The sequence below is a fragment of the Halorubrum orientale genome (assembly GCF_059623105.1).
The window spans coordinates 331,144-349,390 of sequence record NZ_JBSPSR010000004.1; the positions used below are offsets into that span (position 1 = coordinate 331,144).

Sequence of the window (18,247 nt, forward strand, 5' to 3'; positions counted from 1 at the left end):
GCGGTCGAAACGGGTATTCGGCACGGCTACCAAGCGAACGCATGCGCCCGGTCACCCGGAACCTGCTGGTCGCCATCGCCGTGATCACCCTCGCGTTACTCGCGTTGGGCGCGCTCCCGAGTTACCTCGGCAGCGGCGACCCGTACCACCTCACCGTCGAACCGGCCGAGTCCGACGGGCCGTCGGTGAACGCGACCGGCCTCTCCGAGAGACGGTACCCGTACCTCTCTGAGGCGTTCGCGAGCGACGAGGGTCGATCAATGTCCTACCAGCGCGGGCCGTTCGGGCTGAAAGAGTCGTTCACACACAGTCCGTTCGACGAGGTCGACGCGCTCACCGCACGCGGGCCGAACGCCACCGTCGACGGTGGAGTACGCATTGAGCGAGACGGCGAGACGTACGTGGTCGCGATCGAGCGAGGTGTCGCATGACCGACGAGGAAGGCGGCAAGCCGGACGACAGGCGGTTGGGGACCCAGCGGGCCACAGATCTGCGTTCGCTGTCCGCGTTCGACGACGGGAGAAAGCACTCGCTACCGGGCGAGCCCGAGTGGCCGGTCGAGGAGGTCGTCATCGAGTACGACGCCGGCTGGTACGTCGGCGGATACGACCTGGTCGTCCAGCCGGACGGATCCGAAAAGCGCTACTACTGGGCGGAGCTCTCGCCGGCGACGGTCGTGATTGCGGTCGCAGACGGACAGGTGCTGTTCGTCGAACAGTACCGGCCGACCGTGCGGAACACCCAATTCGAGCTTCCGGCAGGGATCGTCGAGGCTGGCGAATCGTACACCACTGCGGGCGCACGCGAGCTCGCCGAAGAGACCGGTTTTGACCCCAACTCGACGACGCTGCTACAGGAGGTGTGGTGTTCGACCGGGGTGTTGCGTCACCGGCGCGGCTACGTCTTCGCGACCGGCTTAGAGCCGGTCGACGTCGACCACGACAGCAACGAGTTCCTCGTGCCACGGACGGTGCCAGTCGAGGAGGCGCTCGCAGTCGCCCGCGACCCGCCGACGAACGACGCCACGCTCGAGGGGCTGTTGCTCGCCGCTCACGAAGGCGTATTGTAGTGGGTCGGGGTTGTTGTTTACCGATCGTTTACCCACAGAAAAGAAACAGAATTGAACGATCGTACACTACAGTGTGTGAACGGGGAGGTATTAGTCGCTCGAGCACCACGTACTGGTATGAGCCAACACGTCGATAAGTCGGTACTGCTGTCGGAGGACCCGCCGCTTGACCTTCGCCTCTCAGAGGAGGAACTCGAGACGACTCGCGAGCGAATCGTGACGTTCATCACCAACATCGTCGACGACGCCGGCGCCGACGGGGCCGTCTTGGGACTCTCCGGCGGGATAGACTCGACGCTGACCGCGTACCTCACCGTAGAGGCACTCGGTGCGGACGGTCTTCACGCGATCACGATGCCGACCGCGGTGAACGATCCTGCCGTGATGAGCGACGCCGAGCGGGTCGCGACCGACCTCGGTGTCGAGTACGACGTCGTCGAGATACAGCCGATCGCCGAGGCGTTCTTCGACGCCCTGCCCGGTCCCGCATCGGATCGGATGGCCCGCGGGAACGTGTACGTCCGGACGCGTGCGGTGTGTAACTACTTCGTCGCCAACGCGGAGAATCGGGTCGTGCTCGGCACCGGCAACCGCGCGGAGGCAATGACCGGCTACTACACCAAGTACGGCGACCAGGCGGTCGACTGCAACCCGATCGGGAACCTGTATAAACAACAAGTTCGCCAGCTGGCCGCACACGTGGGCGTTCCACGCGATCTCGTGATGCAAGAGCCAACCGCGGGGATGTGGGAGGGACAGACCGACGCCGACGAGCTCGGGCTCGATTACGACACGGTCGACGCGATCCTCGCGCTCCACGTCGACGGCGGGCTCTCGCGGTCGGCGACGATCCGCGAACTCGACGTCCCCGCGGCGGCGGTCGACCACGTCGTCGAGCTATACGAGGCGAGTGCACACAAGCGGGCGATGCCGCCGGCGCCGTCCCGGTGAGTGGACTCGGCGGTCGGTCGTGCAGCTAGAAGGTCCGGAGCGATTCGAGCACGTCGTGTGCCGAGCCGTCGTCGATGGCCGCGCGGGCGGCCTCGATGCCGTCGTCGATCGAGTCGACGTCTTCGCGAGCGTAGATGCGGAGGGCTGCGTTGAGCGCGACCGCGTCGGCGAACGGCCCGTCTCGCTCGCCCGTGAGGACGGCCTCCGTAATCGCGGCTGAGTCGCCGGCGACGTCGTCGACCGCGAGGTCTTCTTCTTCGAGATCCATCCCGTAGGCGGCAGTCTCGATGTCGAAGTCGTCGAAGGTCGCGGCGTCGCTCCCGCCCGCGCCGGCGGTCCACTCTGCGACCTTCGTGTAGCCGGGCCGGACGTCGTCGTATCCCTCCATACCCTGGAACATCAACACGCGGTCGAGGTCGTGAAACGTACTCTCGGTGAACGTGTCGACCACCTTCTTTGCGAACGCGAGGTGATAAAACGAGCCGAGGTGGACGGACGCCCCGGCCGGGTTCGCCAGCGTCTCGATGGTGTTGAGGAACGTCCGGACGCCCATCTGATCGCGGCGGTCGAAAAGCGCGTCGACCTCGGGGTTGAACGCAGGCTGGTAGTAAAATCCGAAGCCGGTCTCGTCGACCATCGCCGCCGAGTCACGCGGCGTCAACTCCGTTGCGACCCCAAGCTCGTCGAGAACGTGTTTGTACGCGTCCTGTTTCTGGGTCGGAACACGGTCGCCGGAGTGGACGACGACTGGGGTGCCCGCGGCGGCCGCAACCGCGCCGGCGGCGACACCAAGGATAGCAGTTCGACCCTTACCGTCGTAGTTCGCCCCGCAGTCGACGGGGTCGACGTCGGGCTCAGCATACTCGACGCGGTCACACATCACGTCGACGTACGCGCCAAGCTCTTCGGGCGTGTTGCGCTTCCAGCGGTTCGAGAGCCAGAACGCTCCGAGTGTCGTCGGGTCCGGCTCCCCGGCGAGAATTCGTTCGAACGCCTCCGTCGCCTGCGCGCGCGTGAGGTCGTCTGCGGACTTGTGTCCGGAACCGCACACCTCGGTCATCAGCCGCTTCAGCGGCCAGTCGCCGAATTCCTGCGTCGCTTGCGCCATAGCATTTATTCAACTCCTCGAACAAAAAGCCTCCCGCTCGAGTCTCGTTTCTCGGGAACGAATGCGGTATGTGACTAACACACATATTGTGACATTCCGGCACCCTGCGAGAATATAGAACGACGATCGGTTGTATACGCGCTAGATAGTAGGTGTGGTACACAGTAATTTCCGATACTATTATATGAATGTCCATACAACTGGTGGGTGTACCCAATGACGTCCAAATCCGTGGCCACTGCGTTGACACTGTATCGTGCTCGTACACTGACCCTCGAACAGGCGGCGACGATCGGTGGGTGTTCGGTGTCGGAACTGGAAGCCAGCGCCGAGGCGTTTGCGCCACCAGCGGATTCACACGCATCCGACGACTGAGCGAGCGCGACGAGGTGCCGACCGTTCAAGCCGATTGGTTTCGGGGCGGTAGACGGGTGTGATGAACACGATACCGCGATGGTTGGACACTGGTCGATACACCCTCTCCATACACGTCTAGCGGTAGCTGTGTGACCAAGACGACCGTGCGGCACCCGGACACTCTTTTCAACTACACCCTCCCCAGCCGATTCGCGATACGACAGAGGCGTCGTTGGTGTGACCAGTACGATTCCGCGATACACGGACACCAATTACCGCCACACCCTCCCCAGCCGATTCGCGTCGGTGCCTCCGGCACCTCGCTCATCCCTCGCACGCGCTCGCGGGCACGCTGTCGCGGCCCGCGAGGCGCGCGCCACCGTAATGTGGGGTGTGGGACACACCTAGGTGAGGTGAACCGACCAGTTGCGCGACTACCGTCACCACTGGGAGGGAGCGATGTCGTGCTGGGCTGAGTCGGTCGCGATTCGGCTCATCGGTCACACTGGTACCGTCAGCGAAACCGGTAGGTACACTCGTCACCTGATGTAGACAAATGAGTCTTGACGCCGACTGGCGGGCCCAGATCGACGCGGTCGACGCGGTACTCATCGATGAGTACCAGAGTGACTTTCCGGTCGAAACGCGGCCGTTCGAACGACTCGCAGAAGACATTGGCGCAGAGACGGGAGCTACCCTCAACGCCGCAGAGATGCTCGCCCGAGTCGAGGCGCTACGTGAGGCGGGCGTGTTCCGCCGGTTCGGCGCGGTGCTCAACCCACCTGTTATCGGCTCGTCGACGCTCGCGGCGGTAAAAGCACCTGCGGACCGGTTCGACGCGGTCGCAGACGTCATCAACGGCTACCGACAGGTGAACCACAACTATCGCCGGGACCACGAGTGGAACCAGTGGTTCGTCGTCACCGCGGGATCGAGACGGCGGCGCGATGCGATCCTCGCAGAAATCGAATCAGAAACCGGCTGTACGGTGTTGAACCTCCCGATGCTCACGGACTACTACATCGACCTTGAGTTCCCGGTTGTAAACGCCGACCGGTTCGCCCGCGAATCGCTCGAGGAGACGCCGGTCTCGGCGACGCGGATAGCCGAGGACGCCCGCGGCGACCTCACCCCGCTTGAGGCCGACCTACTGGTGGCGATCCAAGACGGCTTCCCACTGTCGGCGACGCCGTACGCCGACGTGGCCGCCGATATTGACGCCGACGTCAACGACGTCCTCGCCGCCGTCGAGCGGCTTCGGAACGACGGCTGTATCAAACGGATCGGCTGTGTCGTCAATCACATCGTCACCGGCTTTAGGAACAACTGTATGGTCGTCTGGGACGTCCCTGACGAGGAGCTCGACGCCCGCGGAGAGGCCGTCGGCAGCCTCCCGTACGTCACGCTGTGTTACCACCGCCCGCGCCGACCCGACCAGTCGTGGCCGTACAATCTCTTCACGATGATCCACGGCCGCGAGGCTAACGCGGTCGACGCGAAGATCGACGAGCTCGCGGCCGAGCACCTGCCGTTCGACCACGAGCGACTCTACTCGACGGAGACGCTGAAACAGACCGGGGCGCAGTACGACTCGCTCGTCGCCGAAGGACGAGCCGACTAACCACCACGAAGCGACGGTTTATATTCGATACCGCAGCCACCGTCGTCGTGCGCTGACGAGCGACCCGAGACGGGAGACGGGAGTGCGGCAGTCGTCTCGGGAGATGGATGCCGCCTGTTCGCCACTACAAGCGACTTTGGAGCCGTTCGGCCGTCGTTTCGCCGACGCCGTCGACATCACAGAGGTCGTCGACGGAGGCCCGCCGGACGTTCTCGACGGAGCCGAACCGACGGAGCAGCCGTGTCCGGGTCGCTGGGCCGACGCCAGGAACGTCATCAAGCACCGTCTTCACCTCATCACGAACGCGCTGGTGGTACTGGACCGCAAACCGGTGTGCTTCGTCACGAACTCGCTGGAGCAGGTGGAGTGCCGAGGCGTCGTCCGGCCATCGGCGTGGCCCGTCCGAGGTGATGACGAGCTCCTCGGCTTTCGCGAGGGCGACGACCGGCACGTCCCAGCCGGCGGCCGCGAGAGCGTCACGCGCCGCACCAAGTTGGCCGTCGCCACCGTCGATCAACAGCAGGTCGGGGTCCGGTCTGTCGTCACGGCCCTCGGTGGCGCGGGCCGCCCGCCACCGAACTAGCTCGCGCATATTGGCGTAGTCATCGTTGCGCTCGGTGAGCTTCTTCCGACGGTACGCCCTCGTCTCGGCGCTCCCATCGACGAAACAGACGTTCGACCCGACGACAGCGGTGCCGGACGCGTGGCTCACGTCGAACCCCTCGATCCGTGTCGGGCGGTCGAGGCCGAGCCGGTCGCCGAGTGCCCCGACCGGGTCGTCTCGACCCCCCCGCTTGCGAGCGTTCTTGAGCGCCAGCTCAACGAGCTTGGCCTCACGTCCTGCACCTGGAACCCGAACCGCGACACCCGCTGCTTCGAGCCAGTCGACCACGTCAGGATCGGTCGGTCGCTCTGCTAGCAACACCGCGTCTGGAAACGCCCGTTCGGCGTAGTACTGGGTGAGAAACGCCGAGAGCACCGCAGCAGGTGTACTCGAAGCTCCGCCGTCGGTGTCGGCAAGTGACGTCTCACCGCCGTCGCCAGCCGCCTCGACCGCTGGTGCGTCGAGCCGATGTCGGCTGCGGTCGACGAGCTGACCGCGCTCGCTGTGGAGCCGTGCCACGCGAGCCACATCGCCTTCGACAGCTGCGGCAAGCACGTCGACGGTTCGGTCGTCGGAGCGACTACTCACGGCCTCGCCGCCATCACCGTGAAACGCCTCGACAGCGTGAATCCGGTCACGGAGGTTCGCAGCGCGTTCGAACTCGGCACGCTCCGCGGCGGCCTCCATACGGCGCCGAAGCGGGTCGGCGAGGACACCGGTCTCGCCGTCGAAGAACCGTTTGGCAGCCCTCACATCCTCTGTGTACGCTTCGGGGTCGATCTCACCGGTGCACGGAGCCGTACAGATGCCCATTTCGTAGTCGAGACATGGGCGGTTTCGGTCGGCGTACTTGTGGTCCGAGCAGCCACGCAGGCCGTACTCGTCACGAATTGCCTTCACCACCGTCTCGACGCTACCCTTGTCGGTGAATGGGCCGTACGCAACGGCGCCGGCGTCGGGGTCACGTGTCACTTCTATCCGTGGAACGGGGTGGTCGGTGAACGCGACAAGCGGATACGATTTGTCGTCTTTCAGCCGGACGTTGTACCGCGGTTGGAGCCGCTTGATGAGGTTCGCCTCAAGCAGGAGCGCCTGCGTTTCAGTGTCTGTGACGGCAAACTCGATCCGCGAGGCGCGCTCGACCATGCCTCGGATACGCCCAGACCGCGGGTCAGCGTACGACCGCACTCGGTTACAGAGGTCGACCGCCTTGCCGACGTACAGCGTCGTCTCCCCGGTTCGGAACTGGTACACGCCAGGCTCCGTTGGGAGGTCGGCGGCGCGCACGCGCACCTCATCGGCGTCCATCGATCCAGGATAGCCGCCCGACGCGTTTGAACGCTACGGGCGGACACACGGACTCGGTGCACCGAACGCTACACCACCCGAATGACCAACGGGAAAGCGGGGTGAGTCGTCCGGCACCGCCGAACGTTTAACCTCATTCGGTCCCCAGTAATCGTATGTCTGTGACGCCGCCCGGGCCCATCGGGGACCCGCTCTTCGGTAACGGTCGGCAATTTGCCGACGACCCGTTCTCGTTCATGCGCGCGTGTGCCGACAGCTACGGCGACGTGGTGCGGTTCGATCTCGGGCCCCGAGAGACGTACATGCTCACGAATCCCAACGACATCGAGCGCGTGCTCGTCGGTGATGCGGCTCGGTATCGGAAGCCGAACTTCGGTGACGACGCCATTACCACGCTGCTCGGTGACGGGCTGTTGTTGAGTGAGGGTGATACTTGGCGACAACAACGCGGCCTGGCGAACCCCTCGTTTCACACCCAGCGTATTGGGGCGCTTGCGGGGACGATGGTGGACCACACGGCGACACAACTCGACGGCTGGGAGCCTGGCGACGTCGTTGACGTCCAGCTCGAGGTGGCGCGGCTCACTGTACGGATCATCGTCTCGGCGATGTTCGGCACCGACGTCACCGACGAAGAGGTAAAGACCGTCCAAGAACACCTCGAGCCGCTCGGGGCCCGCTTCGAGCCGGACCCGCGTCGCTACCTGATCCCGAACTGGGTGCCGACCCGAGAGAACCGGGCGTTCACCGAGAGCATTGAGACGCTCGAAGGGGTGATAGACGGGATCGTCGACCGACGGCGAGGGACCGAACGCGATCCGTCCGTCGACCCCGCAGGCGAGGACGGCGTCTCGGTTCGCGGTCCAGCAGGTGACCCGGACGCCGACGTGCCGATGGACCTGCTATCCGTCCTGTTGCGCGCCCGCGACCGGGGTGAGCAGACGGATAAGAACCTCCGCGACGAGCTGGTGACGATGCTGCTCGCTGGACACGACACCACCGCACTCGCGCTTACGTACACGTTCTACCTGCTCTCGAAACACCCCGAGGTTCGCAAGCGCGTTGAGGCGGAGGCCGCAGCCGCCACGGCCGACGGGCCGCCGGATGCGAGCGACGTGCGCGAAATGGCGTACACAGAGCGGGTCCTCACCGAGTCGATGCGGATGTACCCGCCCGTCTACACGATGTTCCGCGAGCCGAAACTCGACGTCCGCGTCGACGGCTACCGCATCCCGGAGGGGTCCGCGCTGATGCTCTCACAGTGGGTCGTCCATCGGTCACCGCGGTGGTACGACGACCCAGAGACGTTCGACCCCGACCGGTGGACGCCGAAGCGACGCAGCGAACGCCCACGGTTCGCGTACTTCCCGTTCGGCGGGGGGCCACGCCACTGCATCGGCAAGGCGTTCTCGCTGCTCGAGGCGAAGCTCATCCTCGCGTGTGTCTGCTCGTCGTACGCACTCGAGTACGAGGGCCCGGAGCTCTCGCTGCGAGGGTCGTTGACGATGCACCCCGACCATCCGGTGCCGATGCGTGTCGCCGAGCGGTGAGCCGATGGAGAGTGAAAAAGAGCGACGGGCAGACAGCGAGGCCACGTTCTGTCGACGCTGTGGAGCCCAGCTCGTGCACGGGCTGGTGACGAGCGAGCAACGAGCGTGTTGTCTCAACGCGACCCCGATCGCCGGCGTGTGTCCGACGCACGGTCCCGTCGGTCCTCACCACGCGGTTGACGTCGACGAGCGGTGAGCGGGGTGGGACGGTTCCAGGGGCTGTTCACAGCGCGAGCGTCGCCGCGACCTCACGAAACTGCGCGTCGTAGACGGTGAGCGCGTCCGCACGCCAGCGAACCGGAGTTGCCCCGAAGTCGGCACCGAGTGCGTCGCGCACTGCCGTTGGGTCGGTGCCGCGAGCGAGCGTCACATGCGGGACGTACGCGTCTCCTTCGACACCGTCAGCAGCACCGAACGCGGCGCAGAGCCGGCGATGGAGTCGGACGAGCGGCGGGCTCTCGACAGCGAGGTAGACGACCGGCCCGGCACCAGACGCGGGCGTCTCGAACGCGTCGACACTGGTAAGCGCGAGGTCAAACGGGTCGGTCGACGCGAGGTGTGAGCGGAGGGTTACACACAGTCGCTTGAGGGCGGCCTCTCTGGGTGGAGACGGCGTATCGATCGAGTTGGAGGCGCCAGCAACACCGGGGAGCTCGGCCGGATCGGGGACGTCGCCGTCGGCAAATCGCTTGCACACGAGCGTGTGTCGCGTCCGGAGCCGGCTGGGCGAGGCTGAGCTATCGGCGATCGCAGATCCGAGCCGATCGACAGCTGGGGGAAGCGGAACGTTGAGGCTGAACACGGCGAACGCTCGGGCGACGAAGAGAAAGCTCCGTCGGCGTCGCAGCGAGTAGACGGGTACAAACCGCTCGGGGTCGATGCTCCGGCATGCGCCTCATCGCGTTCGACTTCGACGGAACGCTCTCTGACTCGGAGATGACGGTCCTGCTCGCCGAGCGGGCAGGCGTCGCCGACGAGGTGGCTGCGATCACAGAGCGGGCGATGAATGACGAACTCAGCTACGCCGAGAGTCTCTATCAGCGTGCCGAGCTGCTTTCGGGGCTCGACGACGACCTGGTGACAGACGCGTTCGACGCGGTTCGACTCCGACCGGGGGCGGGAGCACTGATCGCACGGCTCCGCGACGCCGGCCATCACGTCGCCGTGCTTACCGGAGGGTTCGAACGCGGCGTTGAGGCTGCGCTCGCGCGCGAGGGCGTCGAGGCAGACACAATCGTCGCAAATCGGCTGCCAGTCGCAAACGGGGCACTCACCGGCGGTGCCGAGGGGCCCCTCATCGAGGGGACAAAAGACGACGCACTGGAGGAGCTTGCAGCCGAACTCGGCGCGCCGCTCGCGGTGACGACCGCTGTCGGTGACGGAGCGAACGACCTGCCGATGCTGGAGGTGGCCGGGCTCGCCGTCGGGTTCCTCCCGAAGCCAGCCGTCAGGCCCGTCTGTGACGCGGTCGTCGCCTCGATGTACCGGCTTGAGCGGGTGTTCGAAGCACACGGCGTACTCTCGGCGGAGTCCTAAACGCTTAATCGGGGTCGGAGCAAACCAATGAATATGGTCGTCATCACGCGGAGGCGGGGATGATTCCGACCCTGACGTACCTCCAGTTCCACGTGGTGTTCACGCTCCCGCTGCTCGCGCTCCTTTGGTACCTCGCGCCGCGGTACGACAGGGTCCGCAGGCGCCGCGCGACACTCGGCATCGCGATCCTCGTCGCCATCGCGTACGCGTACACCACACCGTGGATCAGTTACATGATCCGCCGCGGCGCGTGGGGGTACGCCGACGGCGCGGTGTTCGTGCGGGCGCTGTCGATCCCACTCGGCGAGTACCTCTTTTTCGCTATCCAGACGATAATCGCCGCGTTCGCCCTGTACATATTCGATTTCGATCCGGCATTTCGCCCCGGTGATTTCGACTGGGGGCCGCGTATCGCCGGGGTCGCCATCGGGATCGCGATGGTGCCGATCGGTCTGTGGCTCGTCTTCAGCGACCCGTCGTACCTTTACTTGGGTGGACTGCTCGCTTGGGTGGGTCCCGTGCTCGCACTCCAGTGGGGCGTCGGTGGCGGCTACCTCGCACGGACACCTCGCGTGTGGCTGACCGTGACGTTCGTGCCGGCCGTCTACTTCTGGATCGTCGACCGGATCGCGATCGGCATGGGCACGTGGTATCTCTCAAGTGAGCTCACCACCGGGGTCGCCGTCCTCGGGCTCCCGATCGAGGAGATGCTCTTTTTCACCTCCGCGAACCTGATGACGGTGAACGGACTCGTGTTGTTCGAGTGGGTCCTCGACTGGAACGACCGGCGGACCGCGCCGTCGTCGGTCGGGACGACCCCAGCCGGTGCGGCCGACCGCTCGGGATCGAACGAGTCTGGTTCGGCCGGACTAGAACGAGACGCCGACACAGAAGAGATCGATCCGAGCGATGACTGAGTCGTCGGTTCGATCGCCCGAGGGCGTGACCGACCGCTCTTCCACGGGTGATCCGGTCGCGAGCCGTCACCGTGGTGGCACGTCGACCCGCGACGAGACCGCACTCGCTGTCGCCGACCGCTGGTTCGCCCGGTACCCGGCGATGGCGCTCGCTGTGCTTCTCCCACTCGGCGCGCTCACCCCGCTGCTTCCTGTCGAGGTGGGTGTCGCAACGTTCGCACTCGGAACGCTCGTCGTCGGAATGGCACACGGCGCAGTCGACCACCTTATGCCGCTTCGAGCGAGTGACGCGTCGCTTCGGCGGTCGATCGTAGTCGTCTCGGTCGTCTACGCGGTGCTCGGTGGGGCAGTCGTCGTCGCGTTCTTCACCGCCCCGGTTACGGCGTTTGTGGGGTTCATCGCACTCACCTGGGTCCACTGGGGACAAGGCGACGTCGCCGCGCTTGTCGTCGCGGGCGTCGAGCACCTACGGACGCCCGCAACGCGGGTACTGACGCTCGTCGTACGCGGCGGTCTCCCGATGGGTGTGCCGCTGCTTGCACACCCAAACGAGTACCGGGTGGTGACCGAGTGGGTCGTCGGGCTGTTCGTCGCCGACGCGGCCGCCGCCGTCGACCCCCTCTTCGTGCCGGCGACCCGGATCGCAGTCGGTGCATCGATGGCGGGCGCGACACTCGTGTCGGTCGGCCTCGGCTACCGGCAGGTCCGTGCTGGCGCGAGCCGACGAGGGTGGCTGCGAGACGTCGGCGAGACGGCGACGCTGTGGACGTGGTTCCTGCTCGCCGCGCCGGTGTTCGCGGTCGGCGTATACTTCGCGGCGTGGCACGCGCTGCGGCACGTCGGTCGGCTGGCACTCGTCGACGTAGCCGCCACAGAGGCGTTGGCCGACCGCGACGTGCGGGGCGCACTGCGACGGTTCGCGCGCGACGCCGCCCCGCTCACGCTCGGTGGCTTCCTCGTGGTGGGTGGCGTCGGTCTCGCGGTTCCATCGGGCGTCGCCGCACCGGGCGATGTCCTCGGCGTCTCGCTCGTCGCTATCGCGGCGATGACGCTCCCGCACGTCGCGGTGGTGGCGTGGCTCGACGGACAACAGCGCGTGTGGCAGTCGACGCGGTGACCGACCCACAGGTTTGTATTCGTGAGCACCGAGTATCGGCCGTGCCCCACGACCGGATACACGCACGAGAACCGAGCCACCACGTGGACCGCTGGACGGTCGGCCGGATCGAAGCGATCGCAGAACGGGACGGTCATGCGGTGGTAACGGTGCGACCAGCGTCGACCGAAGCGGCACCAGTGTCGGACGAGCCTGTCGACCTCGTCGTCACGCTCGCAGTACGCGACCTCTTCGTGCGGCGACTAAACCTCGAAGCCGACGAGTCGCCGGTCGGCGAGCGGGTGTGGTACCGCGTGCGCGGCGAATAAGGCGCGGGCCGCTACTCGATGGTGCTGTCGCTACTCGAGCTGGTGGTAGTCGAGCTCGTGGCCCTCATCGAGGGCCGCTTGGACGGCCGCGCTCGGCTCGTCGACCGGCTCCGTCGAGAGCGCCATTCCACCGATGTCGGCGCGCTCGATCGTAACGTTACGCCGCCACGCCTCGTCCGTCTCTGGGTGGTCGGTTCGGTAGTGTGCGCCCCGTGACTCGTCGCGTTCGAGCGCGCCACGCAGGACCGCCTCAGCGGCCGTAAGTGAAAACCCGAGATCGATCGCGAACTCGTACGACTCACTCATGACTGGTCCGACGTCGAGGTCGTTTGCGCGCTCGCGGATCTCTTCGAGTGCGTCGAGGCCGGCGCGGAGCGACTCCTCGTCGCGAAGGATACCTGCGTGCTCCCACATTGTGTCACGGAGCGCGGCGAGGACGGCCTCAACGTCTTCGTCGCCGTCGCGGTTCGCCGTCGACACGAGGTCCGCGAGGTGCGGGTCGACGAGGGTGTCAAGCAGGTCGGCTGGAATCTCTCCTGGGCCGTCGACGCGGTCAGCGACTGTCTCGCCGGCGACGACACCGAACGCAACCGTCTCGGCGAGCGAGTTGCCACCGAGGCGGTTCGCGCCGTGGACGCCCGCCATCGTCTCGCCGATCGCAAAGAGGTCGTTGACGCCGGTCTCACCGGTCTCGTCGACCGCGACGCCGCCCATCCCGTAGTGAGAGGTCGGTGCGACCTCAACGGGTTCGCGAGCCATGTCGACGCCGAGCTCTTGGAAGCGCTCGTACATACGGGGGAGCCGCTCACGGATGAAGTCCGCGTCGCGGTGTGAGATATCGAGGTAGACCCCCCCATTTTCGGTGCCACGGCCCGCAGCGACCTCCTCAGCGATTGACCGCGCGACCACGTCGCGGGCGTCGAGTTCCATCTGGTCGGGCGAGTACCGACGCATGAAGCGCTCGCCTTCGGCGTTGAAGAGCCGGCCGCCTTCGCCGCGGACCGCCTCGGTCACGAGCCGGCCGCTCCATGGCTCCCACTCGGGGTCGGTCTCGTCGACGGCCATGCCAGTGGGGTGGAACTGGATGAACGCCATGTCCATCAGGGTCGCACCCGCGTCGTACGCCAGCGCCGCGCCGTCGCCGTTGTTCTCATCGTCGCGCGAGGTGTGTCGGTTGTATATTGCCGCGTGACCGCCGGCGGCGAGCACGACAGTGCCTGCGTTAAATAGCTGGAACGTGCCGGTGTCCATGTCGAAGCCGACCGCGCCGTACACCGCGTCGCCGTCGGCGACGAGCTTCGTGATCATCACGTTCTCGCGGTACGGGATCGACAGCGACTGGGCGCGGTCGACGAGGGTGTCGAGGAGCGACTCGCCGGTGTGGTCACCCGCGAAGGCGGTCCGCCGGAATGACTGTGCACCGAAGTATCGCTGGTCGACGGCACCGTCGTCGGTCCGCGAGTAGTCCATCCCCCACTCGTCGAGCTCGCGGAGTCGCGCCGGCATCTGCTCGGTTACCGTCTCGACTAGCGCCGGGTCGTTGATCAGGTGGCCCTCGTTGAGCGTATCGGCCGCGTGGATCGCGGGAGAGTCTTCGGGGTCGTGGGTACCGAGTGCCCCGTTGATCCCGCCGCGCGCCCACGTAGTGTGTGCGTCGCCGTGGCCGCGCTTACCCAACACGAGCACGTCGTCGACGCCACGCTCGGTGAGTTCGATGGCGGCTCTAGCGCCGGCTGCGCCGGCACCGACGACGAGCACGGAGACATCCGTGCGCTCGTATTTGATCGACTCGCCCGCGGCTTCAGCCGTTGATTCGGGCATAGATAACTGGTGACACCGCGGACGGTTAAGCCTCGCGCACGCGCACGCGAGGTTGCAGATTCTGGAGTGGTCGTCTCAGTCCCACCCGGGCGTTCCGGGCGCTCCCGCGTCGTCCTCCAGTCGCCGGACCAGCGGGTCGCGGTCGTCGCAGCCGACGGCAACCGGGTCGCCGTCCGCACCCGCTCGATCACGCCACGCGCGGATCGCCCGCCCGGCCCAGGAGTCGGCCGTCTGAGCCGTCTCGCGCGCGTCGGCAGCCCGGTCACGATTGACCGCGAGCGAGCCGGGGCGAGAGCCGACGGCCGCCCCGATGAATCGAGCGCGGTCGGCGGCCGTCTCGGTGCCAGCCCGGAGACGGCCGACGGCACCCGCAAGATCTTCGGGGGCGGGGTACGCGAAGACGGTTGCACCGGCCGCGTGCGAGCCGAACGGGAGCGGCGGGGTGTCGGCGGGCGGGGTGTCATCGAGCAGCCGGTCGCCTCCGCCGGCGGCCTCGACGCGTTCACACTCGGTCCCGGCCTCGAGTTCGAGCGAGTGAGCCGGGTACGTTCTACAGGCACGCGGGTAGCGGTCGGTGTCGTGGATCCGACACTGAAGCGTGGTCGGATCGAGAAAGACGCAGGCGTCGAGCCAGCGGATCGCGTCGGTGCCGACCGGTGCTACCGGCTTCGGTGGCTTGCGGAGCCCGACCGCGAACACTGGCCGGTCGTCGACGGCGGCGACGTCAATCCCATCGATCGCGACGCGGTCGTCGGCCGGTGCCGGGGTGAACAGCCGCGGTCTGAGGACGTCAGCGAGTCCGTCGGCAAGAAATGCGGCGACCTCGTCGCGAGTGAGCGGCACCAAGTCGTAGTCGTCGTCGAGCGGGTGGCGGTCGCCGGTGCGGTCGGTGCCGGCGGCCACCGGATCGAGGGGCCGCCAGTCGACACAACACCCGGCACACCCCGCACAGCGGAGGTTCATACTGATCGGGTGATCCGTGTCGCGCTATCGTGATAAATTGGTGTCACGATTGTCGATGTGATACGTCCGCTTCGTCGGTGTGAGAAGACTGCTTCGCCTGTGGGGCGTCTCGTGGGTAGCTCAAAGCGCGCCCTTCGTGCTCGGCGTGTCGCTGCGGCGCTCGTCAAGCCGGGTTGCGTCATCGAGGGCCCGTGCAAGCGCCTTGAACAACGCTTCGACCTCGTGGTGGGCGTTGTCGCCGCACTCGATCGCTGCGTGGAGGGTGAGCCCGGCGTTAGACGCGAGCGACAGCGCGAAATGGTCGGCCATCACGCTGGTGAACTCGCCGACTGACTCCTGTGAGAACGTGCCCTCGAACGCGTAGTACGGCCGGCCAGCGACGTCGACAACGACGCTTGCGACCGCCTCATCAAGCGGGACTCGTCGGTCGGCGTATCGTCGAATCCCGCGCTTGTCGCCGAGCGCCTCCGCGAACGCCTCGCCGAGGCAGATGGCCACGTCTTCTACCGTGTGGTGGTCGTCGATGTGAGTGTCTCCATCACATCGAACGGTGAGATCGAAGAGGCCGTGCTTCGCGAAAGACGTCAGCATGTGGTCGAAGAACCCGATTCCGGTGTCGATCTCACTGTCGCCGTCACCGTCGATATCGAGTGTGAGTTCGATTGTCGTCTCCGACGTCTCCCGCGAGACGGCCGTGCGTCGGTCGTGATCGCTCATACTCGACCGTCGGCGGGCGGCGTTAAGGCCGTTGTGGGCCTTCGTCGGTGGCTATATATGTCCATCTGTCGTCACTTCAGCCTGAATGGATCCCTCAGAGCCGTCGGACCCCTCGCGGACGCTTGAGGCGACGGGGTCGCCCGGCGGCGTCGACCACGGGGCCGATCTCCCGGCGTCACAGGCTGCGGTCGACGCCGACACCGGGGAGGGCGAACTCGAGCGCACGATCGGCCTCGTCGGCGCGCTCGCCATCGGCGTCGGGACGATGGTCGGTGCGGGGATCTTTGTGTTCCCGGGATTTGCCGCCGCGCGGGCCGGTCCCGCGGCGTCGCTCTCGTTCGCGATCGGCGCCGGCGTCGCGTTGCTCGTCGCGCTACCGACCGCGGAGCTCGCGACCGCGATGCCACACAGTGGCGGCGGATACGTCTACGTCTCGCGGGCGCTCGGCACCGGCGCCGGCGCAGTGGTGGGACTCGGACTCTGGCTCGGGCTCGTCTTCGCGTCCGCGTTCTATCTCGTAGGGCTCGGCAGCTACGCCGGACAGGTGCTCGTAGAGCTCGGCGTCTCGCTCTCGGTACAGCCGGCGGTCCCGTTGGGCGTTGCGTTCGGGGTCGTGCTCACGGCGCTCAGTCTCTTTGGGACGGAGAACACGGCAACGTTACAGAACGCGATCGTGGTCCTGCTCGTGGGGATCTTGCTGCTGTTTTTGACGTACGGGAGTCTCGACGCGCTCGGCGTGTTCGGCACGGAGACGACGCCGGAGCGGTTCTTCCCGCCGGGCGGCGCGCTCGCGGTGGTGCAGACGGCCGCGTTCGTCTTCACCTCGTATCTCGGGTTCGCACAGATCGCGACGGTCGCCGGAGACGTTGAGTCACCCGAGCGAACCCTTCCACTCGCGATGGTCGGGTCGGTGGTGACCGTCGGCGGGCTCTACGTCGTCGCGATCTTCGTCGCGACCAGCGCGTTTGGGAGCGCCCGGCTCGGCACGTTCGGCGAGACCGCGATGGTAGAGGTCGCCCGGGCGTTCATCGGGCTGCCCGGTGCGATCGCGATTGTGGTCGCCGGGCTGCTCGCAACGCTCTCTAGTGCCAACGCCTCGATCCTCAGCGGCTCTCGAATGGTGTACGCCGTGAGCCGCGACGGGCTCATTCCCGAGGCTGCAAGCCGGATCAACTTCCGGTACGGAACCCCACACGTCGCACTCGGGCTCGCTGGCGTTCCGATCGTCGCACTCACCGCAACCGGGCGGGTGGGGCTGCTCGCCGAGGTAGCCTCCGTGCTTCACCTCGTGATGTACGGGCTCACCTGCGTTGCGCTGATTCAGTTCCGTCGCGAGCAGCCGGGATGGTACGACCCGTCATTCCGGTGTCCAGCCGGTACCGCGGTCGCCGGCAGCGGCGCACTCGCCAGCTTCGGGCTCATCGGATTCATGCAACCCGCGTCGATCGCCGTTGGTACAGCCGTGATGGTCGCCGCCTACGGCTGGTATCGTACGTATGCCACTGACGTCGACTTGGAGGGCGAGCGCGCGTGACCGCGACCCCCGAACCGCCGGCACACTCCGAACCGACGATCCTCGTTCCGATCGACGTCCATGGCGAGGCGTCGCTCCCGAGCGGAACTGCAGCGCTACTCGCAAACGCCCACGTCGTGTTGTTGGGGTACCACGAGATTCCCGAACAGACGGCCACAGAGCAGGCTCGTGAACAACTCGGCGAGCCCGCGATGGCGACACTCGAAGGGCTCGCAGAGGCCCTCACCGACGCCGGTGCGACCGTCGAGACGCGACTGGTGTTCACTCACGAAGCGGCAACGACGGTCGATCGGATCATCTACGAACACGACTGTCTCGCGGTCCTCGTGCCGAATGCGGTCCCTCGCGTCGAGAACGTCCTCCTCACCGTCCGAGGACTCGTCGGGCTCGACCGAAACACCGCGCTCGTCGCCGGGCTGTTCGCCGACCGTGGGACAGACGTCACGGTGTTCCACGGGCGAGACGCAGACGAACCGATGGCCGAAGCACGAGGAGTGGTGACCGAGACCGAGCGAGCGCTCGTCGATCGCGGCGTCGAACCGGACGCGATCGAGACGGTCATCGAGGAGACGGACGAACCGGTGGCGGCGATCGCCCGACAGGCGGCCGACCACGACGTCGTGGTGATGGGCGAGACGAACCCGTCGGTAGCGACGGTCGTCTTCGGGATGCCCGCTGACCGCGTCGCCGAGCAGTTTCAGGGTCCGGTGCTCGTCGTTCAACGGCCGCGTCCCGAGACGTGAGTGGTGTGCGACGTCGGGCCGTG

At 66.5% G+C, this 18,247-nt stretch carries 19 protein-coding genes; 13 read left to right on the top strand and 6 right to left on the bottom strand.

Features of this window, described 5'->3' with window-relative positions; translation table 11 throughout:
• Positions 1-41 precede the first annotated feature (41 nt).
• From ACWUI7_RS06545 to ACWUI7_RS06555, 3 genes are all read left to right on the top strand, one after another.
• On the top strand, positions 42-431 hold the full coding sequence (locus ACWUI7_RS06545) for a hypothetical protein (protein ID WP_496641408.1): 390 nt from the start codon (positions 42-44) through the stop codon (positions 429-431).
• Positions 428-1,069, top strand: coding sequence for an NUDIX hydrolase (locus ACWUI7_RS06550; RefSeq protein ID WP_496641409.1), 642 nt, complete (start codon positions 428-430; stop codon positions 1,067-1,069). Before ACWUI7_RS06545 ends, ACWUI7_RS06550 begins: the two co-directional genes overlap by 4 nt.
• A 117-nt stretch (positions 1,070-1,186) precedes the next feature.
• Positions 1,187-2,020: an NAD+ synthase gene (locus tag ACWUI7_RS06555; RefSeq protein WP_496641410.1), complete on the top strand. Its 834-nt coding sequence runs from the start codon at positions 1,187-1,189 to the stop codon at positions 2,018-2,020.
• A gap of 25 nt (positions 2,021-2,045) precedes the next feature.
• Here the strand turns inward: ACWUI7_RS06555 and ACWUI7_RS06560 are convergent, their stop codons facing one another.
• On the bottom strand, positions 2,046-3,128 hold the full coding sequence (locus tag ACWUI7_RS06560; RefSeq protein ID WP_496641411.1) for an anthranilate phosphoribosyltransferase: 1,083 nt from the start codon (positions 3,126-3,128) through the stop codon (positions 2,046-2,048).
• A gap of 216 nt (positions 3,129-3,344) precedes the next feature.
• On the opposite strand from ACWUI7_RS06560, the gene ACWUI7_RS06565 reads away from it, so the two are divergent.
• Together ACWUI7_RS06565 and ahbB are read left to right on the top strand one after the other, a co-directional pair.
• Positions 3,345-3,503, top strand: a complete 159-nt coding sequence (locus tag ACWUI7_RS06565) for a DUF7317 family protein (RefSeq protein ID WP_496641412.1) — start codon at positions 3,345-3,347, stop codon at positions 3,501-3,503.
• Positions 3,504-4,041: 538 nt separating this feature from the next.
• Positions 4,042-5,106 carry a siroheme decarboxylase subunit beta gene (gene ahbB / locus ACWUI7_RS06570; protein WP_496641413.1) on the top strand — a complete coding sequence of 355 codons (1,065 nt, stop codon included), beginning with the start codon at positions 4,042-4,044 and terminating at the stop codon, positions 5,104-5,106.
• Between the two features lie 124 nt (positions 5,107-5,230).
• Here the strand turns inward: ahbB and ACWUI7_RS06575 are convergent, their stop codons facing one another.
• Positions 5,231-7,018 carry an excinuclease ABC subunit C gene (locus ACWUI7_RS06575; protein WP_496641414.1) on the bottom strand — a complete coding sequence of 596 codons (1,788 nt, stop codon included), beginning with the start codon at positions 7,016-7,018 and terminating at the stop codon, positions 5,231-5,233.
• Positions 7,019-7,173: 155 nt separating this feature from the next.
• On the opposite strand from ACWUI7_RS06575, the gene ACWUI7_RS06580 reads away from it, so the two are divergent.
• Together ACWUI7_RS06580 and ACWUI7_RS06585 are read left to right on the top strand one after the other, a co-directional pair.
• On the top strand, positions 7,174-8,568 hold the full coding sequence (locus ACWUI7_RS06580) for a cytochrome P450 (RefSeq protein WP_496641415.1): 1,395 nt from the start codon (positions 7,174-7,176) through the stop codon (positions 8,566-8,568).
• Between the two features lie 4 nt (positions 8,569-8,572).
• Positions 8,573-8,764 (top strand): hypothetical protein, encoded by a 192-nt coding sequence (locus ACWUI7_RS06585; protein ID WP_496641416.1) that lies wholly within the window; start codon positions 8,573-8,575, stop codon positions 8,762-8,764.
• Positions 8,765-8,791: 27 nt separating this feature from the next.
• Here the strand turns inward: ACWUI7_RS06585 and ACWUI7_RS06590 are convergent, their stop codons facing one another.
• Positions 8,792-9,370 carry a 2'-5' RNA ligase family protein gene (locus ACWUI7_RS06590; protein ID WP_496641417.1) on the bottom strand — a complete coding sequence of 193 codons (579 nt, stop codon included), beginning with the start codon at positions 9,368-9,370 and terminating at the stop codon, positions 8,792-8,794.
• Between the two features lie 86 nt (positions 9,371-9,456).
• Here ACWUI7_RS06590 and serB point away from each other — a divergent pair, with 86 nt between their 5' ends.
• From serB to ACWUI7_RS06610, 4 genes are read left to right on the top strand one after another with little or no spacing between them, the layout of a single operon-like run.
• Complete coding sequence (gene serB / locus ACWUI7_RS06595; RefSeq protein ID WP_496641418.1) at positions 9,457-10,104, top strand: phosphoserine phosphatase SerB; 648 nt, start codon at positions 9,457-9,459, stop codon at positions 10,102-10,104.
• 59 nt (positions 10,105-10,163) lie between these two features.
• Positions 10,164-11,021, top strand: coding sequence for a lycopene cyclase domain-containing protein (locus ACWUI7_RS06600; protein WP_496641419.1), 858 nt, complete (start codon positions 10,164-10,166; stop codon positions 11,019-11,021).
• Positions 11,014-12,138, top strand: coding sequence for a Brp/Blh family beta-carotene 15,15'-dioxygenase (locus ACWUI7_RS06605; RefSeq protein WP_496641420.1), 1,125 nt, complete (start codon positions 11,014-11,016; stop codon positions 12,136-12,138). The genes ACWUI7_RS06600 and ACWUI7_RS06605 overlap by 8 nt, the downstream gene beginning before the upstream one ends.
• Positions 12,139-12,179: 41 nt before the next feature.
• Complete coding sequence (locus ACWUI7_RS06610) at positions 12,180-12,446, top strand: DUF7861 family protein (protein ID WP_496641421.1); 267 nt, start codon at positions 12,180-12,182, stop codon at positions 12,444-12,446.
• Positions 12,447-12,476: 30 nt separating this feature from the next.
• Here the strand turns inward: ACWUI7_RS06610 and ACWUI7_RS06615 are convergent, their stop codons facing one another.
• From ACWUI7_RS06615 to hisB, 3 genes are all read right to left on the bottom strand, one after another.
• Positions 12,477-14,267, bottom strand: coding sequence for an L-aspartate oxidase (locus ACWUI7_RS06615; RefSeq protein WP_496641422.1), 1,791 nt, complete (start codon positions 14,265-14,267; stop codon positions 12,477-12,479).
• Positions 14,268-14,342: 75 nt separating this feature from the next.
• Positions 14,343-15,230, bottom strand: coding sequence for a YkgJ family cysteine cluster protein (locus tag ACWUI7_RS06620; protein WP_496641423.1), 888 nt, complete (start codon positions 15,228-15,230; stop codon positions 14,343-14,345).
• A 120-nt stretch (positions 15,231-15,350) separates the two neighbouring features.
• On the bottom strand, positions 15,351-15,947 hold the full coding sequence (gene hisB / locus ACWUI7_RS06625) for an imidazoleglycerol-phosphate dehydratase HisB (RefSeq protein ID WP_496641424.1): 597 nt from the start codon (positions 15,945-15,947) through the stop codon (positions 15,351-15,353).
• Between the two features lie 85 nt (positions 15,948-16,032).
• Between hisB and ACWUI7_RS06630 the strand changes: the two genes are divergently transcribed.
• Positions 16,033-17,481, top strand: a complete 1,449-nt coding sequence (locus ACWUI7_RS06630; protein WP_496641425.1) for an APC family permease — start codon at positions 16,033-16,035, stop codon at positions 17,479-17,481.
• Positions 17,478-18,224, top strand: coding sequence for a universal stress protein (locus ACWUI7_RS06635; protein WP_496641426.1), 747 nt, complete (start codon positions 17,478-17,480; stop codon positions 18,222-18,224). Before ACWUI7_RS06630 ends, ACWUI7_RS06635 begins: the two co-directional genes overlap by 4 nt.
• Positions 18,225-18,247 lie beyond the last annotated feature (23 nt).

Coding starts and splice junctions, on each gene's coding strand:
- ACWUI7_RS06550 (WP_496641409.1), top strand. CDS start 428: ATGACCGACGAGGAAGGCGGCAAGCCGGACGACAGGCGGTTGGGGACC.
- ACWUI7_RS06615 (WP_496641422.1), bottom strand. CDS start 14,267: ATGCCCGAATCAACGGCTGAAGCCGCGGGCGAGTCGATCAAATACGAG.
- ACWUI7_RS06630 (WP_496641425.1), top strand. CDS start 16,033: ATGGATCCCTCAGAGCCGTCGGACCCCTCGCGGACGCTTGAGGCGACG.
- ACWUI7_RS06605 (WP_496641420.1), top strand. CDS start 11,014: ATGACTGAGTCGTCGGTTCGATCGCCCGAGGGCGTGACCGACCGCTCT.
- serB (WP_496641418.1), top strand. CDS start 9,457: ATGCGCCTCATCGCGTTCGACTTCGACGGAACGCTCTCTGACTCGGAG.
- hisB (WP_496641424.1), bottom strand. CDS start 15,947: ATGAGCGATCACGACCGACGCACGGCCGTCTCGCGGGAGACGTCGGAG.
- ACWUI7_RS06600 (WP_496641419.1), top strand. CDS start 10,164: ATGATTCCGACCCTGACGTACCTCCAGTTCCACGTGGTGTTCACGCTC.
- ACWUI7_RS06620 (WP_496641423.1), bottom strand. CDS start 15,230: ATGAACCTCCGCTGTGCGGGGTGTGCCGGGTGTTGTGTCGACTGGCGG.
- ACWUI7_RS06545 (WP_496641408.1), top strand. CDS start 42: ATGCGCCCGGTCACCCGGAACCTGCTGGTCGCCATCGCCGTGATCACC.
- ACWUI7_RS06580 (WP_496641415.1), top strand. CDS start 7,174: ATGTCTGTGACGCCGCCCGGGCCCATCGGGGACCCGCTCTTCGGTAAC.
- ACWUI7_RS06555 (WP_496641410.1), top strand. CDS start 1,187: ATGAGCCAACACGTCGATAAGTCGGTACTGCTGTCGGAGGACCCGCCG.
- ACWUI7_RS06560 (WP_496641411.1), bottom strand. CDS start 3,128: ATGGCGCAAGCGACGCAGGAATTCGGCGACTGGCCGCTGAAGCGGCTG.
- ACWUI7_RS06585 (WP_496641416.1), top strand. CDS start 8,573: ATGGAGAGTGAAAAAGAGCGACGGGCAGACAGCGAGGCCACGTTCTGT.
- ACWUI7_RS06565 (WP_496641412.1), top strand. CDS start 3,345: ATGACGTCCAAATCCGTGGCCACTGCGTTGACACTGTATCGTGCTCGT.
- ACWUI7_RS06575 (WP_496641414.1), bottom strand. CDS start 7,018: ATGGACGCCGATGAGGTGCGCGTGCGCGCCGCCGACCTCCCAACGGAG.
- ahbB (WP_496641413.1), top strand. CDS start 4,042: ATGAGTCTTGACGCCGACTGGCGGGCCCAGATCGACGCGGTCGACGCG.